Below are 25,310 nucleotides of genomic sequence, written 5' to 3'. Positions count from 1 at the left end.
CCTCGCGCCTGCTGGAGCTGATCTCATGCCTCGTCCACGCCTGCTCGTCCTCACCGCCGCCCTGGGGCTGGCCCTCGCCACCGGGGCCTGCAGCACGCAGGAGGACCCGACGGCCTCGGTCGAGGTCTCGTCCTCGGCGGAGGAGCAGCTGCTCGCCGAGCACGGGCTGGAGGGGCTGAGCGCACAGGAGATCGTCGAGGAGCTCGACCGCTCCCCGCAGCCCCGGCCGCTGTCCCTGGGTGCCTCTGTGCAGGCCGACCAGCTGCTGCTGATGGACGAGGACACCGAGATGACGCTGGCCCTACCGGACGACGTCTTCTACCTGTCCGTCGCGCCCTACGTCTCCTCGACGCACGACTGCTACAACCACAGCCTCGCCACCTGCCAGGGCGAGCTGGCCGAGGAGCAGATCCAGGTCACCATCACCGACGACTCGGGTGAGGTGCTGGTCGACGAGGAGGTCACCACCTACACCAACGGCTTCGCCGGGTTCTGGCTGCCCCGGGGGACCTCGGGGACGGTCGAGGTGGACCACGAGGGACGGTCCGGCACCGCCGGCTTCTCGACCGACGTGGGCGACCCGACCTGCATGACCACCCTGCAGCTGTCCGCCTAGGTCCGGTCAGGCCAGACGCACGGTCAGCACCAGCTCGTCGCCCACGTCGAGCCGCAGCTCCTGCACCCGGACGCCGGGAGGCAGGGCTGCGCCGAGGTCGACCCGCCGCCCCTCCACCGCCTCCAGCCGGCTGCGGAAGGCCACGAGCAGGGCGGCGACCAGAGGGTTGCGGCTGGTCGCCTCGACGTCCCGCACGGTGAGCACCAGGTCGTCGCTCACCTCCACCGTCGCGGCCACCCGGGCCACCGCCGTGAGCATGCCCTTGCGCACCTTGGCGTCGGCCCGCACCCCGACGGAGGTCGGGCCGTGCGAGGTCAGGTCCACCTCGAGGGAGGAGAGCGCGAAGCCCTGGGCCGCCAGGGTCTCGGCCAGCCTCTCGCGGGTGGCCTCGACCAGGCGGTCACGGTCCACCGCCAGCCGGGCCTGACCGCTCACGGGCGTCTCCTCACCGGGCTCCACCAGCGCGACCGCGAGGGCGCCGTCGGTCCCCTCCAGCCAGGTGAAGGTCAGGCCGTCCAGCACAGCGTCGAGGTGCGCAGGCACACCGGCGACCGTCACAGGGTGCGCGGTCACGCTGGCCGTCCGCAGGGCACCCTGCTCCCGGTGCGCAACCTGGCCGACGCCGGGGGTGCGGCTCGCTGGTGCGCGTGTCCGCACGGTCACGCCGGTCAGGTCGACCAGCAGGACGGGCACGTCCGGCCCGTCGACCGTGGCCTCCAGGCGGGCGCGGTCGAGACCCTCGACCGCTCCTGCCGTGACCTGCTGCAGGCCGGCGCGCAGCCGGTCGGCCAGGTCGGGACCCGTGGTGGGCCGGGGCACGCGGCCCAGCGGGATCGCGTCCGGAAGGGCTGTGAGGTGGTGGGTCACCCGGTCGAGCCTAGCCAGTCGGTCAGCCCTGGGAGACCTCGCGGACGACGCGCGCGGGGCTGCCCACCGCGACCACCCCGGCAGGGAGGTCCCTGGTGACGACCGCGCCTGCACCGACCACCGTGTCACCGCCGACCGTGACGCCCGGGCAGACGACGACGCCACCTCCGAGCCAGACGTTGTCCTCGATGACGATGGGTTCGGCGGCCTCCCACTTGTCGCGCCGGGGGCCGGGCTCGACGGGGTGGGTGGCGGTGAGCAGCTGCACGCCGGGCCCGATCTGCACGTCGTCCCCGATGGTCACCGTGGCGACGTCGAGCGAGACCAGACCCCAGTTGGCGAACGTCCGGGCGCCGACGCGCGTCTGGTAGCCGTAGTCGCAGTGGAAGGGCGGCCGGATCTCGCTGTCCTCGCCGAGCTCGGCGAGCAGCTCGTCCAGCACCGCACGCACCGCTGCCCCGTCGCTGGGGTCGGTGAGGACGTTGAGCCGATGGCACAGCGACTGTGCCCGGGCCGACTCCACGGCCAGGTCGGGGTCGTCGGCGATGTACAGCTCGCCGGCCAGCATGCGGTCGCGCATCGAGCGGGTGTCGTCCATGCCGCCACCGTATGCCGTCTGCACACCGGCACCTGGACAATGGCCGTATGCAGCACGACGACCTCCGTGGGCAGGCGGGCAGCGCCCTGACCGGCGGCTGAGCATGGCGACGGCATACCTCGGCCTCGACCTGGGCACCAGTGGGCTCAAGGCGGCGCTGTGCGCCGACGACGGCACGGTGCTCGCCGAGGCCGAGCAGGGGTATGCGGTGGAGCGTCCGGCTCCGGGGTGGGCGCAGACCCCGGTGCCTGTGTGGCTGGACGCCGTGGCGGCCTGCATGGAGCGGATGGCTACGGTGACGGCCCAGCACACAGTGGCGGCGCTGGGTCTGGCCGGCCAGATGCACGGCCTGGTCCTGGCCGACGAGTCGGGGACCGCGCTGACCCCCGGTCTGCTGTGGCCGGACGGCCGCGCCTCGGCGCAGGTGGGGCGCTGGCGCTCGCTGCCCCCGGCCGAGCAGGAGCGGCTGGCCAACCCCCCGGTGCCGGGGATGACGGGACCGATGCTGGCCTGGTTGGTCGAGCACGACCCCGGTGCGGTCTCGGCTGCGCGGGTGGCCCTGCTGCCCAAGGACGCCGTGCGGGCGGCGCTCGTGCCGGGGCTGGTGACCGAACGCAGCGACGCCTCGGCGACCCTGCTGTGGGACGTCGCCGGCGACGACTGGTCGCGTGCGGTGCTCGACCACGTGGGCGTGCCCGAGCGCCTCCTGCCCGAGGTGGTGCCCTCCGACCGGGTCGTCGGGCACACCCGGTGGCTCGCCGACCGCCCTGGTGGCGGGCCCCGCGACGTCGCCGTCGTGGCCGGGGGCGCCGACACGCCGACAGCACGGCTCCCTCTGGCGGGGACGACGCCGCTGCAGGTCAACCTGGGCACCGGGGCTCAGGTGATCCGCCCTCTGGACCGTCCCCGCCCCACCGGGGTGAGCGGCTCGCACGTCTACGCCGACACCGGCACGGGGTGGTACGCGATGGTTGCCCTGCAGAACGCGGGACTCGCCCTCGCATGGGCCGCCGGCGTGCTGGACCTGTCCTGGGATGACCTCTTCGCCGCGGCGGCGCAGGCACCACCGGCGGTGGGCGGCGTCGCCTTCCGGCCCTACCTCACCCCGGAGCGCGGCGAGGTGCCGCGACCGCACCTGGGCGCCGGATGGGTCGGCGCGGACGCCGACACCACCCGGCAGGACCTCGCCGTCGCCGCCGTCGACGGGGTGCTCTTCACGGTGGCGCAGGCGGCCCACCGCCTGTCCCCTGTCGGACCGGCGGACGGGAGCGGGCCCGTCCTGCTCACCGGCGGTGGTGGTCGCCCGGCCGTGGTGCGCCGCCGGCTCGCGGACCTGCTGGGGCGACCCGTGCACGCCCACCGGGTGCGCTCCGCCTCGGCCCTGGGGGCAGCCGTGCTCGCCGCGCGGGGTGTCGGTCACGCCCTGGCCCCGCAGACCCCGCCCGTCGACGAGGTCGAGCCCGGGGCGGGACAGACCCGGGCCCGCACTGCCTTCGAGCACTGGCGGGAGACGGTGGGCGCCTGACCCGCCCGGCAGAGGGATGGGCCGGACAGGCCCAGAGCCGTGCGGGTCAGCCGGAGGACGACCCGAGGAGTGCCTCCGCCCGGTCCCAGTCCCCGCTGTCCCCGGAAGGGTCGAAACGTCGCAGCCGGTGTGTCCGGCCCACCAGGTCGCGCATCGCGGCCAGGTCAGGCAGGTCCGCGCCCAGAGACCGGGCCTGGACGAGGACGTTGCCGAGCGCCGCCGCCTCCGCCGGTCCGGCCAGGACCGGCAGGCCGCACGCGTCCGCAGTGAGCTGACACAGGAGCGCGTTGCGCGCCCCTCCCCCGACGACGTGCACCACCTCGACCTGCCGCCCACTGACCTCGGCGCACTCCCGCACCGCGCGCCGGTAGGCGACGGCAAGGCTCTCCAGGACTGTCCGGACCAGCTCCGGCAGGTGTGAGGGCGGGTCCTGGCCGGTGCGTCGGCACTGCTCGGCGATGCGCGGGCCCATGTCGCCCGGCGCGAGGAACTCCGGTGCCTCGATGTCGGCGACGGCTCTGAGCGCCGGTGCCCGCGCGGCCTCCGCCAGGAGGATCGCGAGGTCGTCCTGGCGTCCATGGGCTCGCAGGAGCTCGTTGAGCACCCACAGGCCGGAGACGTTGCGCAGGAACCGGATGGTGCCGTCGACCCCGCGCTCGTTGGTGAAGTTGGCGTGCCGCGCCTCCTCCGTGAGCACCGGCTCCGCCAGCTCCACGCCCACCAGCGACCACGTCCCGGAGGAGATGTATGCCGCATGACCGGGGCTGCGCATCGGGACCCCGACGACCGCAGAGGCCGTGTCATGGGAGCCGACGGCCAGCACCGGAGTGCTCTCGGGCTGACCGACGGCGTCCGCCACGTCCGGGCGCAACGTCCCGACACGTGCTCCGGGCCGGTGGATGGGGGGCAGCACCTCTCGGGGCAGGCCTACACGGCGGAGGATCTCGTCGGACCAGTCCCGGGCCCGTACGTCGTACAGCTGGGTGGTGGAGGCGTTGGTCTCCTCCGCCCCTATCGCGCCGGTGAGCCGGTAGGTGAGCAGGTCCGGCACCAGCAGGACCGTGGCCGCCCTGTCGAGCCTGCCTTCACGCCGGTCGACCACGAGCTGGTAGACCGTGTTGAACGGCAGGAACTGCAGACCGGTGACCGCATACAGGTCCTGAGCCGGCACCTGCCCCAGGACCTCCTGCATGACGCCCTCGGTGCGCGGGTCGCGGTGGCTCACCGGAGGCCCGAGAAGGTGCCCGTGCTGGTCGAGCAGCCCGTAGTCGACGGCCCAGGAGTCGATGGCGACGGAGTCCACCGGGCCCCCGGCGCCGGCGTGTCTCAGACCGGTGAGCACCTGCCGGTAGATGTCCTCGATGTCCCAGGTCAGCAGCCCCCCCTGCGGGCGTGGCCCGGTCGGGAAGCGGTGGACCTCCTCCAACCGGAGCGCGTCGGGGCGGCCCACGGAGGAGCCGACCGTCCCGACCATCACACGGCCGCTCGTGGCACCCAGGTCCACCGCCGCCACCCGCACGTGACGCGTCATCTCTCAGCGCAGGAAGGCTGCTGCGACGCCCGCGTCCACGGGGATGTGCAGGCCCGTCGTCTGGCTGAGGTCACCGCTGGTCAGGGCGAAGACCGCGGCGGCGACATGCTCGGGCAGCACCTCGCGCTTGAGCAGGGTCCGCTGCGCGTAGAACTCGCCGAGGTTCTCCTCGTCGACCCCGTAGACCGCCGCTCGCTGGGCACCCCAGCCACCGGCGAAGATGCCGGAGCCGCGGACGACCCCGTCCGGGTTCACGCCGTTGACCCGGATGCCGTGGCCTCCGAGCTCGGCCGCGAGCAGCCGCACCTGGTGCGCCTGGTCAGCCTTCGTGGCGCCGTAGGCCACGTTGTTGGGGCCTGCGAAGACGCCGTTCTTGGAGGAGATGTAGACGATGTCACCGCCCATCCCCTGGTCCACCATGACCTTCGTCGCAGCCCGGGCCACCAGGAACGAGCCTTTGGCCATGACGTCGTGCTGGAGGTCCCAGTCGTGCTCGGTGGTCTCCAGCAGCGGCTTGGAGATGGACAGCCCCGCGTTGTTGACCACGAGGTCGACTCCGCCGAAGGCGAGAGCCGCTGCGTCGACCGCGGCCTGGACCGCCGCGGCGTCGGTGACGTCTACGGCGACGCCGACAGCACGGTCGGTGCTGCCGATGGAGGCCGCCACCTCCTGCGCCGCAGTCTCGTCGAGGTCAGCGATGACGACACAGGCGCCCTCGGCGGCCAGACGCTCGGCCGTGGCCCGCCCGATGCCGGAGGCTGCCCCGGTGACCAGCGCGACCCGCCCCTGCAGCGGCTTCGGCTTCGGCATGCGCTGCAGCTTCGCCTCCTCGAGCGCCCAGTACTCGATGCGGAACTTCTCGCTCTCGTCGATCGGCGCGTAGGAGGACACGGCCTCGGCACCGTGCATGACGTTGATGGCGTTGACGTAGAACTCGCCGGCCACTCGTGCGGTCTGCTTGTCCCTGCCGTAGGAGAACATGCCGACCCCCGGCACCAGCACGACGGCGGGGTCCGCGCCTCTCATGGGGGGACTGTCCGCTGTCGCGTGGCGGTGGTAGTAGGCGGCATAGTCCTCCCGGTATGTCGCGTGCAGCTCGCGGAGGCGCTCCACGACCTGCTCGAGGGGCGCGTCGGCGGGCAGGTCGAGCACCAGTGGTCTGACCTTGGTGCGCAGGAAGTGGTCGGGGCAGGAGGTGCCGAGCGCGGCCAGCGGCTGCAGCCTCTCCCGGGCACAGAACTGCAGGACCGGCTCGCTGTCGTCGTAGTGCCCCAGCTGCGGTGCGTCGGTGGAGGCCAGCCCGCGGATGACGGGTGCGAGCGCGGCGGCACGAGCGTGCCGTTCAGGCTCCGGCAGGGGCTCGAAGCCGGGCACGACCGGGCCGAAGGGCTGGTCCGAGCCACGCTCGGCGAGGAAGGCCTCGGCGGTGCGGATGATCTCCAGGGAGCTCGCCTCGCACTCCTCGGAGGTGTGACCCCAGGCCGTCACACCGTGGCCACCGAGGATGACCCCGATCGCCTCCGGGTGGGCGTCCTTGACGGCGGCGATGTCGAGGCCCAGCTGGAAGCCGGGACGACGCCATGGCACCCACAGGACCCGGTCGCCGAAGCACTCGCGGGTGAGCGCCTCCCCGTCGGCGGCGGTCGCCAGGGCGATGCCGGAGTCGGGGTGCAGGTGGTCCACGTGCGCGGAGCTCACGAGCCCGTGCATCGCCGTGTCGATGGAGGGGGCGGCTCCGCCCTTGCCGTGCAGGCAGTAGTCGAACGCCGCCACCATCTCGTCCTCGCGGTCCACGCCGGGGTAGGTGTCGACGAGCGCGCGGAGCCGGTCGACCCGCAGCACCGCCAGCCCGCTCTCGGTCAGGGTCCCGAGGTCGCCACCGGAGCCCTTGACCCAGAGCACCTCGGTGCTGGTCGCTGTGACGGGGTCGACGACCGCGCCCTTGGCCGAGGTGTTGCCGCCGGCGTAGTTGGTGTTCCGTGGGTCTGCGCCCAGGCGGTTGGACCGCGCGATGAGCTGCTGGGGAAGGGTCTGCTCGGTCATGGGGTCAGCTCCATCCTGCCTGCGCACCGCCGACGCGGTCCGCCTCGATCTGTTGTTGGTATCCGCTGTCCCGGTAGGCCTTCATCGGGTCGGCCGGCAGGCCGCGCTCCTCGCGCCACCGGGCCAGGCGGCCGCGCACGTCGGTGTAGAAGGCGTCCATGTAGACCGCGTTGGCGGCCAGCACGTCACCTTCGCGGCGGGCGGTCTCCAGGGCCTCGGTGTCCAGCAGGAGCGCCCGGGCGGTCATCTCCTGGACGTTGAGCACGGAGCGGATCTGCCCGGGGACCTTGTCCTCGATGTTGTGGCACTGGTCGAGCATGAACGCGACCCCGCTGTCCGGGTCGAGTCCGCCACCGCGGATGACCTCGACCATGATGCGGAAGAGCTGGAACGGGTCGGCCGCCCCGACGATGAGGTCGTCGTCGGCGTAGAACCGGCTGTTGAAGTCGAACGACCCGAGGCGGCCCAGCCGCAGCAGCTGAGCCACGATGAACTCGATGTTGGTCCCGGGCGCGTGGTGACCTGTGTCGAGACACACCATCGCCCGCTCACCCAGGGCACTGACCTGGACGTAGGACGTGCCCCAGTCCGGCACGTCGGTGTGGTAGAACGCCGGCTCGAAGAACTTGTACTCCAGCACCAGGCGCTGTTCGTCCCCCAGCCGCTCGTAGATCGCCGCCAGCCCTTCGGCGAGCCAGTCCTGGCGCGCACGGATGTCGCCTTGGCCCGGGTAGTTCGTGCCGTCGGCGAGCCAGACCTTCAGGTCCCGTGACCCGGTCTCGTCCATGATGTCGACGCAGCGCAGGTTGTGCTCCACCGCCTTGCGACGGATGGCCGGGTCGGCATGGGTGAGACTCCCGAGGCGGTAGTCGTCGTCCTGGAAGGTGTTGCTGTTGACCGTGCCGAGCGCCAACCCCCGAGCCTGCGCATACGCGCGCAGCTCGCTGAAGTCGTCGACCATGTCCCACGGGATGTGGAGGGCGACCGTCGGCGCCAGGCCCGTGAACCGGTGGACCGCCGCTGCGTCGTCGACCTTCTCCTGCACGGTGCGCGGTGTCCCGGGCGAGCCGAACACCTTGAACCGCGTGCCGGAGTTGCCGTAGGCCCAGGACGGCACCTCGATGGCCAGCTCTGCAAGCCGTCCGCTGACGGACTCGAATGTGCTCATGTGGTCGGTGCTCCTCGTGATGTGTCGGACGTCTGCTCGTCACCGAGGTGGAAGACCTCGTGCAGACGGGTGAACCCGCTGTCAGGACGCGCCCCACCGAGGTCCTCGAAGAGCTCGGCCATCTCGGCCTGCCAACGCCGGTTGACGTCCCGCTCCGCCATGCCGCTGAGGGCCTCGTCGAGGGACGGCGTCTCGAAGTAGCCGATGAGCAGCCCGTCGTCGCGCAGGAAGAGGGAGTAGTTGTGCCACCCCGTCTCCCGGAGGGCACGCAGCATCTCGGGCCAGACTGCTGCGTGCCGCTCCCGGTACTCCTCGATCCGCTCCGGGATCACCTGGAGCTGGAAGCAGACTCGCTCCATCGGACGGGCCTCGGTCGGATCGGACATGGCTCAGAAGTCGAAGTCGTCGATGTTGTCGGCGTCGAAGACGAACGGGTCGCCGAGCAGGACGACGCCGTCTGCCCCGACGGTGTACTCACCGAGCCGTCCGGCCTCGAAGGTGTCCCCCTCCTCACCTGTGATGTCGCCGTTGACCAGCGCGTGCGCGGTGAAGGCCGCGAGGTAGCCGAGGTCCTCGGGGTTCCACAGGGCGAACGCCTCCACCGTCCCGTCCTGCACGTACTCCCGCATCTGGTTGGGGGTGCCGAGGCCGGTGAGGGCCACCTCGCCCTGGAAGTCGGAGTCCGAGAGATACCGCGCTGCGGCCGCGATGCCGACGGTGGTCGGCGAGACGATGCCCTCGAGGTCGGGGTAGGTCTGCAGGAGGGCAGCCGTCCGGTCGAAGGACATCTGGTCGTCGTCGTCGCCGTAGACGGTCTCGACGAGCTCGATGTCAGGGTGGTTGGCGGCCAGCTCCTCCTCCATCAGCTCGATCCAGGCGTTCTGGTTGGTGGCGTTGGCGCTCGCCGAGAGGATGGCGATCTGGCCGTCCCCGTCGATCTGCTCTGCGATCAGGTCCACCTGCGCACGGGCGATGCCCTCGGCGTCGGCCTGGTTGACGAACACGTCACGGAACTGCGGCTCGGTGTCGGAGTCGAAGGTGACGACCTTCGTGCCGGCGTCACGAGCCTGGTCGAGCGCTGCCCCGATGGCGGTGGGGTCGTTGGCCGAGACGACGAGGGCCGAGACTCCCTGCTGAGCCGCGGTGTTGATGTACTGCACCTGGCCGTCGGGAGTGGCCTCCTGCGGACCGACCTCCTCGAAGGTGCCGCCGAACTCCTCCGCCGCGGCCTCTCCACCGGTGCTGCTGGTGTCGAAGTAGGGGTTGCCGAGGTTCTTGGGCAGGAACGTCACGGTCATGTCATCCGAGGAGCCGCCGTCGCCGGTGCCCTCCGAGCTCGTGTCGTCGTCGCTGCCGCCGCAGGCGCTGAGCACCAGCGCCGCGGTGGCGGCCACCAGGGTGGCGCGGGATGCGCGGGAGAGAGTGTTCATGGTTCACCTTCCTTGTGGGTGCACGGCGCCGGTCGGCTCGTGCGTGGGAGCCGCATGGGCCCGTCGATGCCGCCTGGATGCCTGCTGCGAGGCCCATGCCAGGACGTTGGGGGAGACCACCGAGGCGACGAGGAGCAGCCCGATGATGATGTTGATGATGTTGACGGTGACGCCCTCCAGACGGAGAGCGCTGGAGATGACGCCGATCAGCAGCACCCCGGCCACCACCCCGTGCAGCCGCCCGCGCCCTCCGAAGATCGAGACACCTCCGAGCAGGACAGCAGCGACCACCTGCAGCTCGAGCCCTGTCGCGTTGTCGCCCCGGGCACTGCCGAACCTGAGGGTGAAGTAGATCCCGGCGAAGGCGGACACCACTCCCGAGAGCACGAACAGGATGAGCTTCGTCCGGGCGACGTCCACCCCGCTGAAGCGTGCGGCCTCCTTGTTGAGCCCGATGTCGAAGATGCCCCGTCCGAACGCGGAGAAGTGCAGCAGGTACGTGAACACCGCCAGCAGCACCAGGAAGGGCAGCACGACCAGGGGGATCCGGCTGTCGCCGATGGTGCCTGTGGCCACCGACGTCCATCCGGTCGGGAAGCTGGTCACAGCGGTGGTGCCCAGGAGCCCGACGGCCAGACCCCGGAAGAGTGCCAACGAGCCGATCGTCACGGCGAGCGAGGGCAGGCCCACGTAGGCGACGAGGTAGCCGTTGAACGCCCCTGCGGCCCCGCCGGCCGCGAGCGCCAGCACGGCCGCCACGGCCATCGGCAGACCGGCCTGGTAGAGCACCCCGACCAGGACGCTGCTCAGCCCGACGACGCTGGCGACCGAGAGGTCGATCTCGCCGGTCACGATGATGAGGGCCATGGGCAGGGCGATGAGCAGGATCGGTGCCACGTCCAGCAGCAGGAAGGTCACTGTGAGCGGCCCGGCGAAGTTCGCCACGGCCACCGAGGCGTAGGCGAAGACAGCCGCCAGGAGGGCGATGATCCCGACCTCCCGCGTGACCAGGGCCCGGCGCCACCAGGGATGGGAGTGCGACACGTAGGTGCGGGTCATGACTCGTCCCTTGCTTCGGCGAGGGTGCGGCGTCGCCGGTCGGCGAGGACCCGGTCGAGGACGATCGCACCGATGATCAGGGCACCGACCACGGCCCGCTGCCAGAAGTCCGGGATGCCGAGGATGGGCAGGGCCCGGTTGATGGTGACGAGCAGCACTGCTCCGATCGCCGCTCCCCACACGGTCCCGCTGCCCCCGAAGATGGCCACCCCGCCGATCACCACCGCGGCGACCGCTTCCAGCTCCATCCCCACGCCGGCGCCGGCGCTCACCGTCCCGTAGCGTGCCGCATACATCACACCCGCCAGACCGGCCAGGGCACCACTCAGCACGAACGCGGTGAGCACGCGCCGCCGGACGTCGAGCCCGTACAGCACCGCAGCATCCGGGTCGGAGCCGATCGCGTACATCTCCCGCCCGCCTCGGGCCGTCTGCAGGTAGTAGCCGACGCTCAGCAGCACCACCAGGGCCACCAGCGTGAGGACCGGGATGCTGAGGACCTGCCGGGTGCCCAGCGACAGGAAGGACCGGGGCAGGTCTGAGGCGTTGATGCGGTCGCTGCCTGCCCAGGTGAGGACGATGCCGCGGTAGATGTAGAGCGTGCCGAGCGTGATGACGAGTGCGGGCACCTTGCCCACCGCGACCAGGACGCCGTTGACCAGTCCGAGAAGGCCGCCCACCAGGAGCCCGGCCACGACCACGGCCACGATCGGGATGCCCGGCAGGTCGATGAACAGCCGCCCGGTGAGGTAGGCGGTCAGGGCGAGCGTGGACCCGACGGAGAGGTCCACGTTGCGCGTGATGATCACCACCGCCTGGCCCACGGCGAGCACCACGAGCATGGACGGCGTGAGCAGGAGGTCCCGCCAGCTGTTGCCGCTGAACAGGAAGGTGGGGTTGCGCACCGTCGCCACCGCGATGACGAGGGCGAGGACCAGGAGGATGGCGAGCTCCCGGGAGTGCAGCACGGTGGCGAGGGCCCGGCGGGCCGGTGACAGCTGTGAAGGCTGGACCAGACGGTCCTGGTCCGCATGGTGAGGATGGCTCGCGGCGCGCTCGTGGGTCGGTGTGCTCACGCGTGTGCCCCCGTGCTCTGTGTGGCCGCACGCATGACACGCTCCGCGGTGGCGTCGGCTCGCGAGATCTCGTCCGTGATGCGCCCTTCGCTCACGACCAGGACGCGGTCGGCCATCCCGAGCACCTCAGGCAGCTCGGAGGAGATCATGAGGATCGCCAGTCCCTGACCGGCGAGCTCCGAGAGGAGCCGGTGCACCTCTGCCTTCGTGCCCACGTCGATGCCCCGGGTGGGCTCGTCGATGACCAGCAGGACCGGTTCGGTCGCCAGCCATTTCGCGATGACCACCTTCTGCTGGTTGCCGCCGCTCATGGTCGCCGCCGGCATGTCGAGCGCGTGGGTCTTCACCTCGAGACGGGACGCCCACGGCCCGGCAGCGCCTGCCTCTGCTGCGCTGGTGAGGACCCCGGTCCTGGCCAGGCCACGCCGGATGACCGACGCGATGTTGCGCGCGATGGAGGAGTCGGTCACCAGCCCCTGCTGGCGACGGTCCTCAGGGACGAGGGCCATGCCGGCTCGGATCGCCGCGCGCGGGCTGCCTGCGGTCACCGGGGCACCGCCGATGGTCACGGTGCCCGCGTCGTACCGGTCGATGCCGAAGACGGCACGTGCGATCTCGCTGCGCCCGGCGCCGACCAGCCCGGCCAGCGCCACGATCTCCCCCGCGCGGACCTCGAAGTCGATGTCGTGGAAGGTGCCCGCCGACGTGAGGCCTTCGACCCGCAGCACCGGGTCGCCGACGTCGGCGGGTGTCTTCGGGAAGAGGTCACCGACCTCGCGACCGACCATGAGGGCCACGATCTCGCCGGGATCGGTCTCGTCGATGGCCATGGTGTCGACGTAGTCACCGTCCCTCATCACCGTCACCGTGTCGCACAGGGCGAACACCTCGTCGAAACGGTGGGAGATGAACACCAGCGCACGACCCTCGTCCCGCAGAGCCCGTGCCACGGTGAAGAGCCGCTCGACCTCGACGCCGCTCAGTGCTGCGGTCGGCTCGTCCATGATCAGCACCCGCGCATCCAGCGAGATGGCCTTGGCGATCTCCACGATCTGCTGGTCCGCGATCGACAGGCCGAGCGCCGGGCGGCGCGGGTCGATGTGCACCCCGAGACCCGAGAAGAGGCGCTCCACCTCCGCATACATCGCGGCCCTGTCGATGCGCCGGCCCTTGCCGAGCAGGTGGCGCCCCATGAAGATGTTCTCGGTCACGGAGAGGTCCGGGAACAGCGTCGGCTCCTGGTAGATCACCGCGACACCCCGTGCCTTCGCCTCGGACGTGGAGGAGAAGTCCACCGGCTGCCCGTCCAGGAGGTAGTCGCCGCTGTCGCGTCGGTAGAGCCCGGCGATGATCTTCACGATGGTGGACTTGCCGGCACCGTTCTCGCCCACGAGGGCATGGATGGAGCCGGAGCGTGCCACGAGGGTCCCCCGACGCAGCGCCACCACCGGCCCGAACGACTTGCTCGCGTCACGAAGCTCCAACGCGGGAGGGGGGTGCTCTGCCATGGGTCCGTCTCCATTGACGATTGAAAGGTTTCATATCTGATGTCCGGCAACAGTAGGGGACCCCCACAGCGGAGTCAAGACCCTCGGCGCACCCGTTGGGCAGTCGAACGACGCCTTCCGCACGAAAGGGCAGGTCGGTCCTGGGGTACCCCTTCGTGGGGGCGCTGGGATAGGCTCGGCACGACATCAATTTCGACGTTTCAACTCCCCCCGACAAGGACGATGACGAACAGCGACCGCCCCACCGGCGCATCCGCTCCGAGCGTCAAGGACGTCGCTGCGGCGGCGGGAGTCTCGCTGGGCACGGTCTCGAACGTCCTCAACCGTCCCGAGCGGGTGAGCCCGCGGACCCGTGAGCGCGTGGAGCGCGCGATGGCCGGGCTGGGGTTCGTCCGGAACGAGTCGGCACGACAGCTGCGTGCCGGGAGAAGCCGGGTGCTGGCCTACGTGATGCTGGACGGGAGCAACCCCTTCTTCAGCGACGTCGCCCGTGGGATCGAGGACGTGGCGGAGCGCAGAGAGCTGTCCGTCTTCCTCTGCAACAGCGACCAGGTGGCCGAACGCGAGGACGCCTACCTGAGCCTGCTCGAGCAGCAACGCGTGCTGGGCGTGCTCATCACCCCGGTCGACCCGGAGAACCCTGCCCTGGCCGGGCTGACCCGACGAGGCACCCACGTCGTCGTCGTGGACCGCACCAGGAGCGGTGACACACACTGTTCGGTGGCCGTGGACGACGTGCTCGGCGGGCGGCTGGCCGTCGAGCACCTTCTCGACCTCGGCCACCGCCGGATCGCGTTCGTCGGCGGGCCGGAGCAGATCGGCCAGGTGCGCGACCGTCGGTCGGGTGCCAGGGCCGCACTCGAGAGCGCCGGGCTGCCTGCGGACTCCCTGGTCGACGTCGCGACGGAGGGACTGACCGTCGAGGCCGGCCGCGGCGCGGGGGCTCGCATCGCCGGGATGTCGGGTCGACGACGCCCGACCGGGGTCTTCTGCGCCAACGACCTCGTGGCACTGGGGCTGCTGCAGCAGTGCGTGGCGCTCGGGGTGCGTGTGCCTGAGGAACTCGCCATCGTCGGCTACGACGACATCGACTTCGCGGCGGCCGCGGCGGTGCCCCTGACCTCGGTGCGCCAGCCCCGTAGGGAGCTCGGGCGCAAGGCCGCCGAGCTGCTGCTGGACGAGACCACGTCACCGGACCATGTGCACCAGCAGGTCGTGTTCCAGCCAGAGCTGGTCGCGCGCGCGTCCACCCGGGGAATGGCGGGACGCACCACACCGCAGCGGCCTGAGCCGGTCCCCTGACGGGCCTACGGCGCCCGCTGCCTACGATGCGGGGGTGCTCCGCGTCGCCAGCTTCAACGTCAACGGCATCCGTGCTGCCCAGCGTCGAGGGTTCGAGGCCTGGCGCGACCGGAGAGAGTGCGACGTCATCGCGCTGCAGGAGGTGCGCTGCCCGGCCGAGCAGGTCCCACCCGGCGTCTTCGCGGGCTACCACCTGACCTACGACCCGGGTGACCGTGCCGGACGCAACGGCGTCGCGGTGCTCACCCGCCGGCCGCCCGTGGACGTGCGCACCTGGGGCGCGGAGGGTCTCCCGCTGGCGCGCGGGCTGCGCGAGTTCGTCACCGAGGGCCGCTATGTCGAGGTCGACCTCGCCGACCACCCGGTGACGGTGGCCAGTCTCTACCTGCCCAAGGGCGGCCTGCCGGCGCACCTGCAGGACCCGCGGCGGATGCGCGAGGCACCGGACGGGGGCGCGAGGTACGAACGCAAGATGCGCTTCCTCTCGGCGTTCTCCCGGCACCTCGACCATGCTCGACGGTCCGCGAGGCGCAGCGGTCGTGAGCTGCTGCTCACGGGCGACCTCAACGTCGCACACACCCCGATGGACGTGGCGAGCTGGCGGCGCCACCAGCGTGCGGAGGGCTTCCTGCCCGAGGAGCGGGAGTGGGTCGACGGCCTGCTCGGCCCACGCCGGATGGTCGACGTCGTGCGCCGCCTGCACCCCGACGGCGAGGGCCCCTACACCTGGTGGAGCTGGCTGGGGCAGGCCTACGAGAAGGACTCCGGGTGGCGCATCGACTACCACCTCGCGACCCCGCGGCTGGCGCGGAGCGCCTACGCCGCCGAGGTCGACCGCAAGCCCGAGCCCGCCACCGGGCAGCGCGTCAGCGACCACGCCGCCGTCGTGGTCGACTACGACCTCTGAGGGTCACCACCACCCGAGCAGCAGTGCGGCACCGGCACCCAGCGCGGCCACGGTGACGACCAGGAACAGCCCCGTCCAGAGCGCCGCCGGCACCCTGGTCAGCGCGGCGAGCTGCGCCGCGTCGCTCCCGGAGCCGCGACGCCCGGCGCGAGCCAGGTCGAGGACCGACCTCGGCGCGGCGAGCAGCAGCGACCACACCAGGAGGGAGGCCAGCCACCCCAGCACCTCCTGGGGCAGCCACCAGCCGGCAACGGCCACCCCCGCTCCCAGGACGAGCAGCACCCACAGCCCGTAGAGGTTGCGGACGAAGAGCACCAGGACCCCGGCGACGGCGACCGACGCCCACAGCAGCCCCACGGCATACCCCCGGCCGAGGACCCACGCCCCCAGCAGCCCGACCAGGGCCGGGGCGGGGTAGCCGGCGAGCAGGGTCGCCACCATGCCGGGGCCGCGCGCCCTGCCCCGCGAGACGGTCAGCCCCGAGGTGTCCGAGTGCAGCCGGATGCCGGACAGCCGCCGCCCGACCAGGACCGCGACCAGGGCGTGCCCCGCCTCGTGCACGACCGTCGCGCCCTGCCGGAGCCAGCGGTATGTCGTGGGCTGGGCGACGAGCAGCAGCGCCACCACGGCCAGGACGAGCCCGGCGAGCTGGCTGGGCGGCGCCTGGGTCGTGCCGGCGCGCTCCCAGATCTCACCCAGCAGGTCGCCCACACCCCCATCCTCCACGGCGCGCTGTGCGCCGCCCGACCGCACCCTGCTGGAGGGTGGGACGATGACGGGCGGGGCCGCGCCACCGTCGGGGCGGGCTCGTCCGCCGGACGGAGGAGGCACGATGAGCGCGTCCACGACGCCACGACAGACCTCGCGCGAGGTGCACCCGGCCGACAGCCACGACCTGATCCGGGTGCAGGGTGCGCGTGAGAACAACCTGAGGGACGTCAGCGTCGTGATCCCCAAACGGCGGCTGACCGTGTTCACCGGTGTCTCCGGCTCGGGCAAGAGCTCGCTGGTCTTCGACACCGTCGCCGCGGAGTCGCAGCGGATGATCAACGAGACCTACAGCGCCTTCGTGCAGGGCTTCATGCCGACCCTGGCACGGCCCGACGTCGACCTGCTCGAGAGGCTCACCACGGCGATCATCGTCGACCAGGAGCGCATGGGGGCACACGCACGCTCCACCCTGGGCACCGTCACCGACGCCAACGCCCTGCTGCGGATCGTCTTCAGCCGCCTCGGGCAGCCGTACATCGGGCCGCCCAGCGCCTTCTCGTTCAACACCCCGTCCGTCAGCGCCGCCGGCGCGGTCACCGTCGAGCGCGGGGGAGCGGACCAGGACCGTCAAGCAGACCTTCTCGCGCACCGGGGGCATGTGCCCGCGATGCGAGGGCATGGGCACCGTGTCCGACATCGACCTGGCCCAGCTCTTCGACGACAGCAGGTCGCTGTCCGAGGGCGCCATCACCGTGCCCGGCTTCAGCGCCGACGGATGGTACGGCCGCATCTTCGCCGCGGTGGTGCCCGGTGACGTGCCCATCGCCCGGTTCACCGCGAAGCAGCGGCAGGAGTTCCTCTACGGCGAGGCCCGCCGGGTCAAGGTCGACAACGTCAACCTCACCTACGAGGGGCTGGTGCCGAAGATCCAGAAGTCGATGCTGTCCAAGGACAAGGAGGCCATGCAGCCGCACATCCGGGCCTTCGTGGACCGTGCGGTGACCTTCGCCGCCTGTCCCGACTGCGGCGGCACCCGGCTCAGCGAGGCGCCCGCTCCTCGAAGATCGGTGGAGCCAGCATTGCCGACGCCTGCGCCATGCAGGTCAGCGACCTGGCCGCCTGGGTGCGAGGCCTGGACGAGCCGTCCGTTGCACCACTGCTGGGCAGCGTGCAGCACGCGCTCGACTCGTTCGTCGAGATCGGGCTCGGCTACCTCTCGCTCGACCGGCCCTCGGGCACCCTCTCGGGCGGCGAGGCGCAGCGCACCAAGATGGTGCGCCACCTCGGCTCCTCCCTCACCGACGTCACCTACGTCTTCGACGAGCCCACCATCGGGCTGCACCCGCACGACATCCAGCGCATGAACGACCTGCTGCTGCAGCTGCGGGACAAGGGCAACACGGTGCTGGTGGTCGAGCACAAGCCGGAGACGATCGGGATCGCCGACCACGTCGTCGACCTCGGGCCCGGGGCGGGTGCCGCCGGCGGCACGGTCTGCTTCGAGGGCACCGTCGAGGGGCTGCGCTCCGCCGGCACGCTCACCGGGCGCCATCTCGACGACCGGGCCGCGCTCAAGGACACCGTGCGCACGCCGAGCGGCACGCTGGAGGTGCGCGGCGCGACGACGCACAACCTGCAGGACGTCGACGTCGACATCCCGCTTGGCGTGCTGGTCGTGCTCACCGGCGTGGCCGGCTCGGGCAAGAGCTCGCTGGTGCAGGGCTCGGTGGCCGGGCGCGAGGGGGTGGTGACCATCGACCAGGGGGCGATCCGCGGCTCACGGCGCAGCAACCCCGCGACCTACACCGGGCTCCTGGAGCCGGTCCGCAAGGCCTTCGCGAAGGCCAACGGCGTCAAGCCCTCGCTCTTCAGCGCCAACTCCGAGGGGGCCTGCCCGACGTGCAACGGGGCCGGTGTCGTCTACACCGACCTGGGCTTCATGGCCACCGTCGCCACCACCTGCGAGGACTGTGAGGGCAAACGCTTCCATGCCTCCGTGCTCGACTACCGGCTCGGGGGCCGTGACATCAGCGAGGTGCTGGCGATGTCGGTCGAGGAGGCGGAGGCGTTCTTCGGCGAGGGGCCGGCGCGCACCCCGGCAGCGCACACCGTGCTCGACAGGCTCGCCGGCGTCGGCCTGGGCTACCTGAGCCTCGGACAGCCGCTCACCACGCTCTCCGGCGGCGAGCGCCAGCGGCTGAGGCCGGCCACCCGCATGGGCGAGAAGGGCGTGGTCTACGTGCTCGACGAGCCGACGACCGGGCTGCACCTGGCCGACGTCGAGCACCTGCTCGGCCCGGGCGCCGGCCACGACGGCGGGCGCGTCGTCTTCGAGGGCACCCCTGCCGACCTCGTCGCCACCCGAGCCACCCTCACCGGGGAGCACCTGGCCGCCTATGCCTCGGCGACCCGCTGAGGACGAGGGGATGAGCGACGAGGCAGGACGTCTCGCGGCCGCCGGGCTCGGCGCCGTGTGCGTCTTCCAGCTCGGGCTGACGGCCGGTATGCCGTGGGGTGCGGCCGCCTGGGGCGGTCAGCACCGCGGGAGGCTGCCCGCTCACCTGCGGCTCGGCAGCGCCGTCTCGGCCGGTGTCCTCGGCACCGTCGCGGTCCTGGCGGCCACGGGGCCCCGGCCCGCCGAGCCGTGGCGGGCGCGGACCCTCACCGCGGGGAGCCTGCTGCTCGGGGCCGGCGTCCCGATGAACCTCGCCTCGCCCTCTCCCCCCGAACGGCTCTGGGCGCCCTTCGCGGCAGCGGTCTCGGTGCTGCTGTGGCGCACCGCACGCGCGGGCACCCCCCGGGCTCAGCCGCGGGGACGACCCAGCACCCAGTAGGCGCAGAAGTACACCGCGGTCCTCGGCATCCCCCGCACGTGCACCAGGTGCCGCCGGGCTTCTGCCGCGAGCGCCTGCTCCCCCGCCACCCAGGCGTAGGTCAGCGCGGGCAGGTCGGCGGCCGCCAGCGCAGGGAGCAGCACCGACCCCGGCAGGCCGGGCCCGCGCTCCAGGACCGTCAGGCTCCCCCGCGTGGGCGCCGGCAGACCCGGCAGGTCCTCGCGCACCGAGGGCACCTCGAGGAACACGTGCGGCACGACGTCGTCGTCCAGCTGCTCCAGGATCGCCGCGACCGCCGGCGCAGCCGTCTCGTCGCCCACGACGACCTGGTGCCCACCGTGCCCTCGGCGGTAGCAGGCGGTGCCGGTCTGGTAGGCCGCGACCTGGCCGACCCGCGCGCGCCGCACCCAGGCCGAGCCCGGCCCGGCGTCGCCGTGCACGACCACGTCGACGTCCACCTCACCGAGACCGGGGCGGTGGGCCCGCACGGTGTACCACCGCAGGTCGGGCCGCTGCTCCTCCGGCAGCCCCGCCAGCACCGGGCGTGGGTTGGGCCCACGGACCACGCCAAGGTCCGGCAGCTCCTGGCCCGTCCTCGGCATGAGCAGCCCGAAGAACTCGTCCGGCCCGAGGAGGACCAGGTGCCCCAGCTCCGGCGCCGCGAGGGTCAGCCGGCGCACGTGCGGGGCCGGCCGGCCCACCGCGGTCACCGTCACCAGGAAGCACGCATGGTCGGTGCGCTCCAGCGGTGTGGCCGCGTCGCGCCGCTCCGCCGTGCGCGCGGCGCTCACCGGGTCACCGCCGCAGGCCCGCCGCCCGAGCCTGCGACCGCCGCACCTCGTGGCACGTGGCGACCCAGCGGGACGACGGTCAGGTCGCCGGTCAGCTCCTCCCAGCGCACGCGGCAGGTGACGCCGAAGACGTCGCACACGGTCTCGGCGGTGACGACCTGCTGCGGGGTGCCCTGCGCGACGACCTCGCCGTGACGCATCGCGACGAGGTGGTCGGCGTACCGCGCCGCCATCGCCAGGTCGTGCAGCACCATCACGACGGTGGTCCCGCGCGCGTCCACCAGGTCCCGCACGAGGTCGAGCACCTCGACCTGGTGGGCGATGTCGAGGAAGGACGTGGGCTCGTCCAGCAGCAGCAGGTCGGTGCGCTGGGCCAGGGCCATCGCGATCCACACCCGCTGCCGCTGGCCGCCGGAGAGCTCGTCGACCCGGCGCGCGGCGAGGTCGGCCGTGCCGGTGAGCTCGAGGGCCTCGGCGACGACCTCCTCGTCCTCGCGGGTCCACTGCCGCAGCAGCCCGTGGTGCGGGTGCCGGCCGCGGCTGACCAGCTCGGCGACCGTGATGCCGTCGGGCACCAGCGGGCTCTGCGGCAGCAGGCCCACCTGCCGGGCCACCTGCTTGGTGGGACGGGTGTGGATGTCCACCCCGTCGAGCAGCACCTGCCCGCCGGTGGGCCGCAGCAGGCGGGCCAGCCCGCGCAGCACGGTCGACTTGCCGCACCCGTTCGGACCCACGACCGCGGTCACCTGCCCCGGGGGCACCGCGAAGTCGAAGTCCTCGACGACGGTGCGGCATCCGTAGCCGAGGCTCAGGCGCTCGGCGCGTAGTGCGGTCATGACGACTCCTGTCGGGTGGTGCGACCGGCTGCGAGCAGCCAGAGGAGGACGGGTGCGCCGAGGACGCCGGTGACGACCCCGACCGGGAGGTTGACGTCGGGCACGGCATACGCGGCGACGTGGTCGGCGGCGACGACCACCACGGCGCCGACCAGCGCCGCCGCCGCCACCGAGCTGCGGCCGCCCAGCAGCTGCCGCGCGATCTGGCCGGCGAGGAAGGCGACGAAGGCGATCGGCCCGCAGACCGACGTGGTCACGGCGGTGAGCACGACCACCAGGGCGACGGCCCGGGTGCGCACGTGCGCCGGCGGCTCCCCCAGGCCCTGGGCGAGGTCGTCGCCCAGCTCGACGACCTGAAGCTGTCGGGCCACGAGGAGCAACGCGGGCAGGGTGAAGGCCACCACGACGCCCAGCCGCCAGATCTCCGGCCAGGTCGCGGACGACAGGGTGCCGGTCAGCCACACCATCGCCTCGTGTGCCAGGTAGACGTCGGCCTGCAGCAGCACCCAGTGCACGACCGAGGCGAGCATCGCCGCGAGGGCGACGCCGACGAGGATCATGCGGTAGGGCGCACCGCCGGGGCCGGTGCCGCTCAGGGTGACCAGTGCCAGGGCGACCGCACCGGCCCCCAGCAGGGCGGCCACGGTGACGGCACCGCTTGAGCCGCCGAGCACCACGAGCGTGAAGACGGCCGCGGCGCTGGCGCCCATGGTGATGCCGAGCACGTCCGGGCTGGCCAGCGGGTTGCGCGCCATGGTCTGGAAGGTCGCACCCGACGCACCGAGGGCCAGCCCGGCCAGGGTCCCGACGACGGCGCGCGGGAGCGTGGACTCCATCAGGATGAAGCTGGCGCCGGGGATCTCGGTGCCGGTCACGATGCGCCAGAAGTCGGGCACGGTGATCGTGTAGTCGCCGAGCAGGACGCGCACGACGAACGCTGCCAGCCAGGCGAGGCCGAGGGTGCCGATGACGTATGCCGTGCGCCGGCGGCGGGCCCGCCCGGCCTGGCGCAGCACCGCCACCGCCACCGCCGATGGTGCCGCGGGCGCGAGCTGCGGTGCGGCCACGGTGCCGGTGTGGGTGTGGATGGTCATCGCAGCACCGCCGAGCGGCGCACGAGCAGGATGAGAGCCGGCGCGCCGAGCACGGCGGTCATGATGCCGACCTGGACCTCCGACGGTGGGGTGACCACCCGGCCCAGGGTGTCGGTGAGCAGGATCAGCACCGGGCCCACCAGCGCGCTGCCCAGCAGGATGCGTCGATGGTCCGGGCCGGTCACCAGACGCACCAGGTGTGGCACGACGAGCCCCACGAAGCCGATGGGCCCGGCCAGCGCCACGGCCGCCGCCGCCAGCCCGACGGCTCCGAGAGCGACGGCACCGCGGGCGAGCAGCACCCGCTGGCCCAGCGCGCGCTCCAGGTCGTCGCCGAGGGCGGTGGCGTTGAGCACCGGCCCCGAGAGCAGGACGACCGCCAGGCTGACGACGAGCAGAGGGGCGACCCCCGCGACCAGGTCGGCGGGACGGCCGGCGATCGAGCCGACCTGCCAGAAGCGGAAGGTGTCGAGCGCGCCGCGGTTGCTCACCAGCACACCGGCGATGACGCTGACGACACCGGCCGACAGCGCCGCCCCGGCCAGGGCGAGGGTGAGCGGCTGGGGGCCGGAGGGACCGAGCGAGGCGACGGCATACACCACCACCGCGGCGACGATGCCGCCGAGCAGGGCAAGCCAGACGTAGCCCCCCACCGACGTCAGGGCCGTGAACTGCAGGCCGAGCACCACGGCGAGCGAGGCGCCGGCGTTGACCCCCAGGATGCCGGGGTCGGCGAGCGGGTTGCGGGTCAGCCACTGCATGGCCGCTCCGGAGAGGGCGACCGCCACCCCCACGACGACGCCGATGAAGGTGCGATCCAGGCGCGCCTGGACGATGCCCTCGGTGGCACTCCCGGTGCCGGTGCCGGTGAGGACGGCAGCGGCCGCACCCAGCACCTCGCCGGTGGCCAGTCCTCGGGAGCCGACGACCAGCGAGAGCCAGGCGCACGCCGCCAGGACGGCGAGCCCGAGCAGGCTCGCCGTCACCGGGCGACGTAGGGCGCCGGTCACTGTGCGGCGGCCTGGGCGGCCTCGTCGACCATCGGCAGGAAGCCCTCGAGCGCGACGGGGATTGACAGCGGCGACGGTGAGGACAGCGGCAGGGCCATGGCGTTGTCACTGCTGGCGACGTAGGACCCGTCCTGCAGTGCCGGGATCTGGCCGACCAGCGGGTGGTCGAGGAGCGTCTGCTCCTGGGCCTCGTCGTCGACGTAGAAGACCAGCACGTCGGCGTCGAGGGTGTCGGCCTGCTCCGCCGAGAGGTTGGCCGTGAAGGAGTGGTTGCCCTCCGAGAGCTCGGTGACGACGTCGGCGTCTACCATGCCGAGCTCACGCAGCATCTGCGGTCGCAGGTCGATGCTGGTGTAGAGCCCGATGGTCGACAGGTCGGCGGGGGTGAACCAGGCCCACGCCACGCTCCTGCCCTCGATGTGCGGGTTGTCCTCCAGCGCGGCCTCGATCGCGGCCTCGGTCTCGTCGGCGACCGCGGCAGCCTCCTCCTCGCGGCCGAGGGCCAGGCCGACCATCTCCAGCGACTCCCGCCAGGGCGTGCCCCAGGCCACCTCGGGGTAGGCGACGACCGGGGCGATCCTGGAGAGCCGGTCGAAGTCCTCCTGGGTCAGCCCGGAGTTGGTGCCGAGGATGACGTCGGGCTGCAGCGCGGCGATCTCGTCGACCGGGATGCCGTCGGAGTTGTCGTAGCGCGTGACCTCCTCGCTCGAGGCGCCGAGGTCGGACACGGCCGTGTCGAACCAGTCCGTGGAGCCGGCGTCGTTGCCACCCCAGGTGACGGCCGTCGCGCCGACCGGGACCTCACCCAGCGCGGCCACGACGTCATGGTCGGACCATCCCACCGTCGCGACACGCTGCGGGTCGGACTCGATGGTGGTCTCCCCGAAGGCGTGGCTGACGGTCACCGGGAACGACCCCTCGGGGGCAGCCGCGCCCACGGACGGTGCCGAGGAGTCGGACGACGCGCCGGTCGGTCCGGTCGAGCAGGCGGCGAGGACGGTGGCGCTGAGGCCGAACGCGGCGGCGCGCACGAGCGCGGGACGGGCCATGGGTGGGGCTCCTGAGGACGAGACGATGTCGGTCAGCAGGAGGTTAGGTCACCCTTAGTCGTATTACCTAACGATATCGGTCTCTATTTCGAGATGTGGCGCACGTCACGGGCCCCTGTCTCGCGTCTGCCCTCCAGGGTGAACCCGAAGCGCCGCAGCCGGTCAGCCAGCGCGTCACCCAGCGCCGTCCAGGGCGTCAGCACCCCGACCCGGTCGCTGCCCTCTCCCGCCACGAGCGCCAGCGCCGCCTGGCCGAGCATCACGGCTGTCCCGTCGTAGCCGGGGTCGTAGGGCGCCCCCACGGTCACGACGTAGTGCGCTCCCAGCGTGGTCACCGCCTCGGTCTCGACCTCGAACATCCCGGCCTTGCGCTTCTCCTCGCTCGGTCCCTCGCCGGGTGCGGGCAGCATCCGGTCCGCCAGCCGGCGGGTCGGGGCCGTCGCCATCGCGGCGGCCAGACCCGCGGTCCCACCGGCGACCGCGGCGGCCTTCAGCGGGCCCTGCCAGCCACGGCCTGTGTCGACGACCTCGTCGTAGAGCAGCGGCTCGGCGCCCTCGACCAGTGACCAGGAGCGGCGCACCACGCGCGTGTTGTAGCCCGCCATCACGGACGGGCCGTGCCAGCGCCCGGTGCGGCGTGACCTCGCGACCGGGGCAGGGCCACGCCCGTAGGCCGTGCGGGTGGCCGCCAGCGCGTCCGGGTCGGCGACGGTGCGCCGGGTCGACGGGTCCTCCCGCAGCGTGACCACCTGCTGGCGCATGGAGTCGACCGTGCCGCCGCTGATGCCGCCGCGCACCCGCCTGACGTGCAGCGTCGCCTCGACGAGGCGGCCGGCGCCGTCGGCCCGTGCGGCCTCGTGGGCGAGCATCATGGCGAGGTCGGAGGGGACCGAGTCGAACCCGCACGAGTGGACGATCCGGGCGCCGCTGGCCGTCGCGGCGTCGTGGGCCTGCTCGATGCTGCGCCGGACGAAGAGCACCTCCGCGGCGAGGTCGGCGTAGTGCGTGCCGGACCGGGCGCAGGCACGCACGAGCGGCAGTCCGTGCACCGCATACGGCCCCACCGTCGTGGCCACCACCCGCGTGCCGGCGGCCAGCTCGTCACAGGCCCGCTCGCTGCTGACGTCGACCACCAGCAGCGGCCAGCCCCGCGCCGTGCCCGGCAGCTCGGCGCGCAGCCGCTCCAGCCTGGGCAGGGACCGCCCGGCCAGGGCGACCCTCGTGCCGGCCGGCGCCGTGCGCGCGAGGTGGGCGGCGGTGAGCCGACCGACGAAGCCGGTCGCCCCCACCAGGACCAGGTCGTGCTCTCGCTGCTGCGTCATGCCCCCATCCTGCCAACTGCCGCCGACAGGCTG

At 72.5% G+C, this 25,310-nt stretch carries 22 protein-coding genes and 1 pseudogene; 6 read left to right on the top strand and 17 right to left on the bottom strand.

The genetic code is table 11. From position 1 onward, the window contains the following. Positions 1-25: 25 nt before the first annotated feature. Positions 26-616, top strand: coding sequence for a CueP family metal-binding protein (locus LVO85_RS09935; RefSeq protein ID WP_232747319.1), 591 nt, complete (start codon positions 26-28; stop codon positions 614-616). A 6-nt stretch (positions 617-622) separates the two neighbouring features. Here LVO85_RS09935 and LVO85_RS09930 read toward each other — a convergent pair whose 3' ends face one another. After that, positions 623-1,483 (bottom strand): hypothetical protein, encoded by an 861-nt coding sequence (locus tag LVO85_RS09930; RefSeq protein WP_232747318.1) that lies wholly within the window; start codon positions 1,481-1,483, stop codon positions 623-625. A 22-nt stretch (positions 1,484-1,505) separates the two neighbouring features. Beyond that, positions 1,506-2,081, bottom strand: coding sequence for a sugar O-acetyltransferase (locus tag LVO85_RS09925; protein ID WP_232747317.1), 576 nt, complete (start codon positions 2,079-2,081; stop codon positions 1,506-1,508). A 103-nt stretch (positions 2,082-2,184) separates the two neighbouring features. On the opposite strand from LVO85_RS09925, the gene LVO85_RS09920 reads away from it, so the two are divergent. Then, on the top strand, positions 2,185-3,606 hold the full coding sequence (locus LVO85_RS09920) for an FGGY family carbohydrate kinase (RefSeq protein WP_232747316.1): 1,422 nt from the start codon (positions 2,185-2,187) through the stop codon (positions 3,604-3,606). Positions 3,607-3,652: 46 nt separating this feature from the next. Here LVO85_RS09920 and LVO85_RS09915 read toward each other — a convergent pair whose 3' ends face one another. From LVO85_RS09915 to LVO85_RS09880, 8 genes are read right to left on the bottom strand one after another with little or no spacing between them, the layout of a single operon-like run. Then, entirely contained in the window at positions 3,653-5,137 is a 1,485-nt protein-coding gene (locus tag LVO85_RS09915; protein WP_232747315.1) for a rhamnulokinase, read from the bottom strand. A 3-nt stretch (positions 5,138-5,140) separates the two neighbouring features. Further along, complete coding sequence (locus LVO85_RS09910; protein WP_232747314.1) at positions 5,141-7,180, bottom strand: bifunctional aldolase/short-chain dehydrogenase; 2,040 nt, start codon at positions 7,178-7,180, stop codon at positions 5,141-5,143. A gap of 4 nt (positions 7,181-7,184) precedes the next feature. After that, positions 7,185-8,348, bottom strand: coding sequence for an L-rhamnose isomerase (gene rhaI, locus LVO85_RS09905; RefSeq protein ID WP_232747313.1), 1,164 nt, complete (start codon positions 8,346-8,348; stop codon positions 7,185-7,187). Further along, a complete protein-coding gene (locus tag LVO85_RS09900; RefSeq protein WP_232747312.1) occupies positions 8,345-8,734 on the bottom strand; it encodes an L-rhamnose mutarotase in 390 nt (129 codons plus the stop codon). The genes rhaI and LVO85_RS09900 overlap by 4 nt, the downstream gene beginning before the upstream one ends. 3 nt (positions 8,735-8,737) lie before the next feature. Next, positions 8,738-9,778, bottom strand: a complete 1,041-nt coding sequence (rhaS, locus tag LVO85_RS09895) for a rhamnose ABC transporter substrate-binding protein (protein ID WP_232747311.1) — start codon at positions 9,776-9,778, stop codon at positions 8,738-8,740. Positions 9,779-9,781: 3 nt separating this feature from the next. Then, on the bottom strand, positions 9,782-10,837 hold the full coding sequence (locus LVO85_RS09890; protein WP_232747310.1) for an ABC transporter permease: 1,056 nt from the start codon (positions 10,835-10,837) through the stop codon (positions 9,782-9,784). Further along, on the bottom strand, positions 10,834-11,853 hold the full coding sequence (locus tag LVO85_RS09885; RefSeq protein ID WP_232747375.1) for an ABC transporter permease: 1,020 nt from the start codon (positions 11,851-11,853) through the stop codon (positions 10,834-10,836). Before LVO85_RS09885 ends, LVO85_RS09890 begins: the two co-directional genes overlap by 4 nt. Positions 11,854-11,909: 56 nt before the next feature. Next, entirely contained in the window at positions 11,910-13,421 is a 1,512-nt protein-coding gene (locus LVO85_RS09880; RefSeq protein ID WP_232747308.1) for a sugar ABC transporter ATP-binding protein, read from the bottom strand. Between the two features lie 222 nt (positions 13,422-13,643). On the opposite strand from LVO85_RS09880, the gene LVO85_RS09875 reads away from it, so the two are divergent. Beyond that, entirely contained in the window at positions 13,644-14,723 is a 1,080-nt protein-coding gene (locus tag LVO85_RS09875) for a LacI family DNA-binding transcriptional regulator (protein WP_232747306.1), read from the top strand. 34 nt (positions 14,724-14,757) lie between these two features. Then, a complete protein-coding gene (locus tag LVO85_RS09870; RefSeq protein WP_232747304.1) occupies positions 14,758-15,630 on the top strand; it encodes an exodeoxyribonuclease III in 873 nt (290 codons plus the stop codon). Between the two features lie 3 nt (positions 15,631-15,633). On the opposite strand, the gene LVO85_RS09865 is transcribed toward LVO85_RS09870, so the two are convergent. Further along, entirely contained in the window at positions 15,634-16,341 is a 708-nt protein-coding gene (locus LVO85_RS09865) for a M50 family metallopeptidase (protein WP_332875424.1), read from the bottom strand. A 121-nt stretch (positions 16,342-16,462) separates the two neighbouring features. Between LVO85_RS09865 and LVO85_RS09860 the strand changes: the two are divergent. Then, a pseudogene (locus tag LVO85_RS09860) lies at positions 16,463-18,757 on the top strand (ATP-binding cassette domain-containing protein). Positions 18,758-18,767: 10 nt separating this feature from the next. Beyond that, a complete protein-coding gene (locus LVO85_RS09855) occupies positions 18,768-19,175 on the top strand; it encodes a hypothetical protein (RefSeq protein WP_232747302.1) in 408 nt (135 codons plus the stop codon). Here LVO85_RS09855 and LVO85_RS09850 read toward each other — a convergent pair. The 6 genes from LVO85_RS09850 to LVO85_RS09825 all read right to left on the bottom strand — a co-directional run bounded on the left by LVO85_RS09850 (position 19,145) and on the right by LVO85_RS09825 (position 25,277). After that, positions 19,145-19,966 (bottom strand): siderophore-interacting protein, encoded by an 822-nt coding sequence (locus LVO85_RS09850; RefSeq protein ID WP_232747301.1) that lies wholly within the window; start codon positions 19,964-19,966, stop codon positions 19,145-19,147. The two genes, LVO85_RS09855 and LVO85_RS09850, sit on opposite strands and share 31 nt — an antisense overlap. Further along, entirely contained in the window at positions 19,963-20,802 is an 840-nt protein-coding gene (locus tag LVO85_RS09845) for an ABC transporter ATP-binding protein (RefSeq protein ID WP_232747299.1), read from the bottom strand. Before LVO85_RS09845 ends, LVO85_RS09850 begins: the two co-directional genes overlap by 4 nt. After that, on the bottom strand, positions 20,799-21,896 hold the full coding sequence (locus LVO85_RS09840) for a FecCD family ABC transporter permease (RefSeq protein ID WP_232747297.1): 1,098 nt from the start codon (positions 21,894-21,896) through the stop codon (positions 20,799-20,801). The genes LVO85_RS09845 and LVO85_RS09840 overlap by 4 nt, the downstream gene beginning before the upstream one ends. Beyond that, positions 21,893-22,882, bottom strand: coding sequence for a FecCD family ABC transporter permease (locus LVO85_RS09835; RefSeq protein ID WP_232747295.1), 990 nt, complete (start codon positions 22,880-22,882; stop codon positions 21,893-21,895). Before LVO85_RS09835 ends, LVO85_RS09840 begins: the two co-directional genes overlap by 4 nt. A gap of 20 nt (positions 22,883-22,902) precedes the next feature. Further along, positions 22,903-23,955 carry an ABC transporter substrate-binding protein gene (locus LVO85_RS09830; protein WP_232747294.1) on the bottom strand — a complete coding sequence of 351 codons (1,053 nt, stop codon included), beginning with the start codon at positions 23,953-23,955 and terminating at the stop codon, positions 22,903-22,905. Positions 23,956-24,038: 83 nt separating this feature from the next. Continuing rightward, complete coding sequence (locus LVO85_RS09825) at positions 24,039-25,277, bottom strand: saccharopine dehydrogenase family protein (RefSeq protein ID WP_232747292.1); 1,239 nt, start codon at positions 25,275-25,277, stop codon at positions 24,039-24,041. Positions 25,278-25,310 lie beyond the last annotated feature (33 nt).

Origin of the sequence: Ornithinimicrobium sediminis (genome assembly GCF_021272345.1) — a bacterium.
GTDB classification, from domain to species: domain Bacteria; phylum Actinomycetota; class Actinomycetes; order Actinomycetales; family Dermatophilaceae; genus Ornithinicoccus; species Ornithinicoccus sediminis_B.
This window is presented reverse-complemented; position numbering and strand designations above follow the sequence as displayed.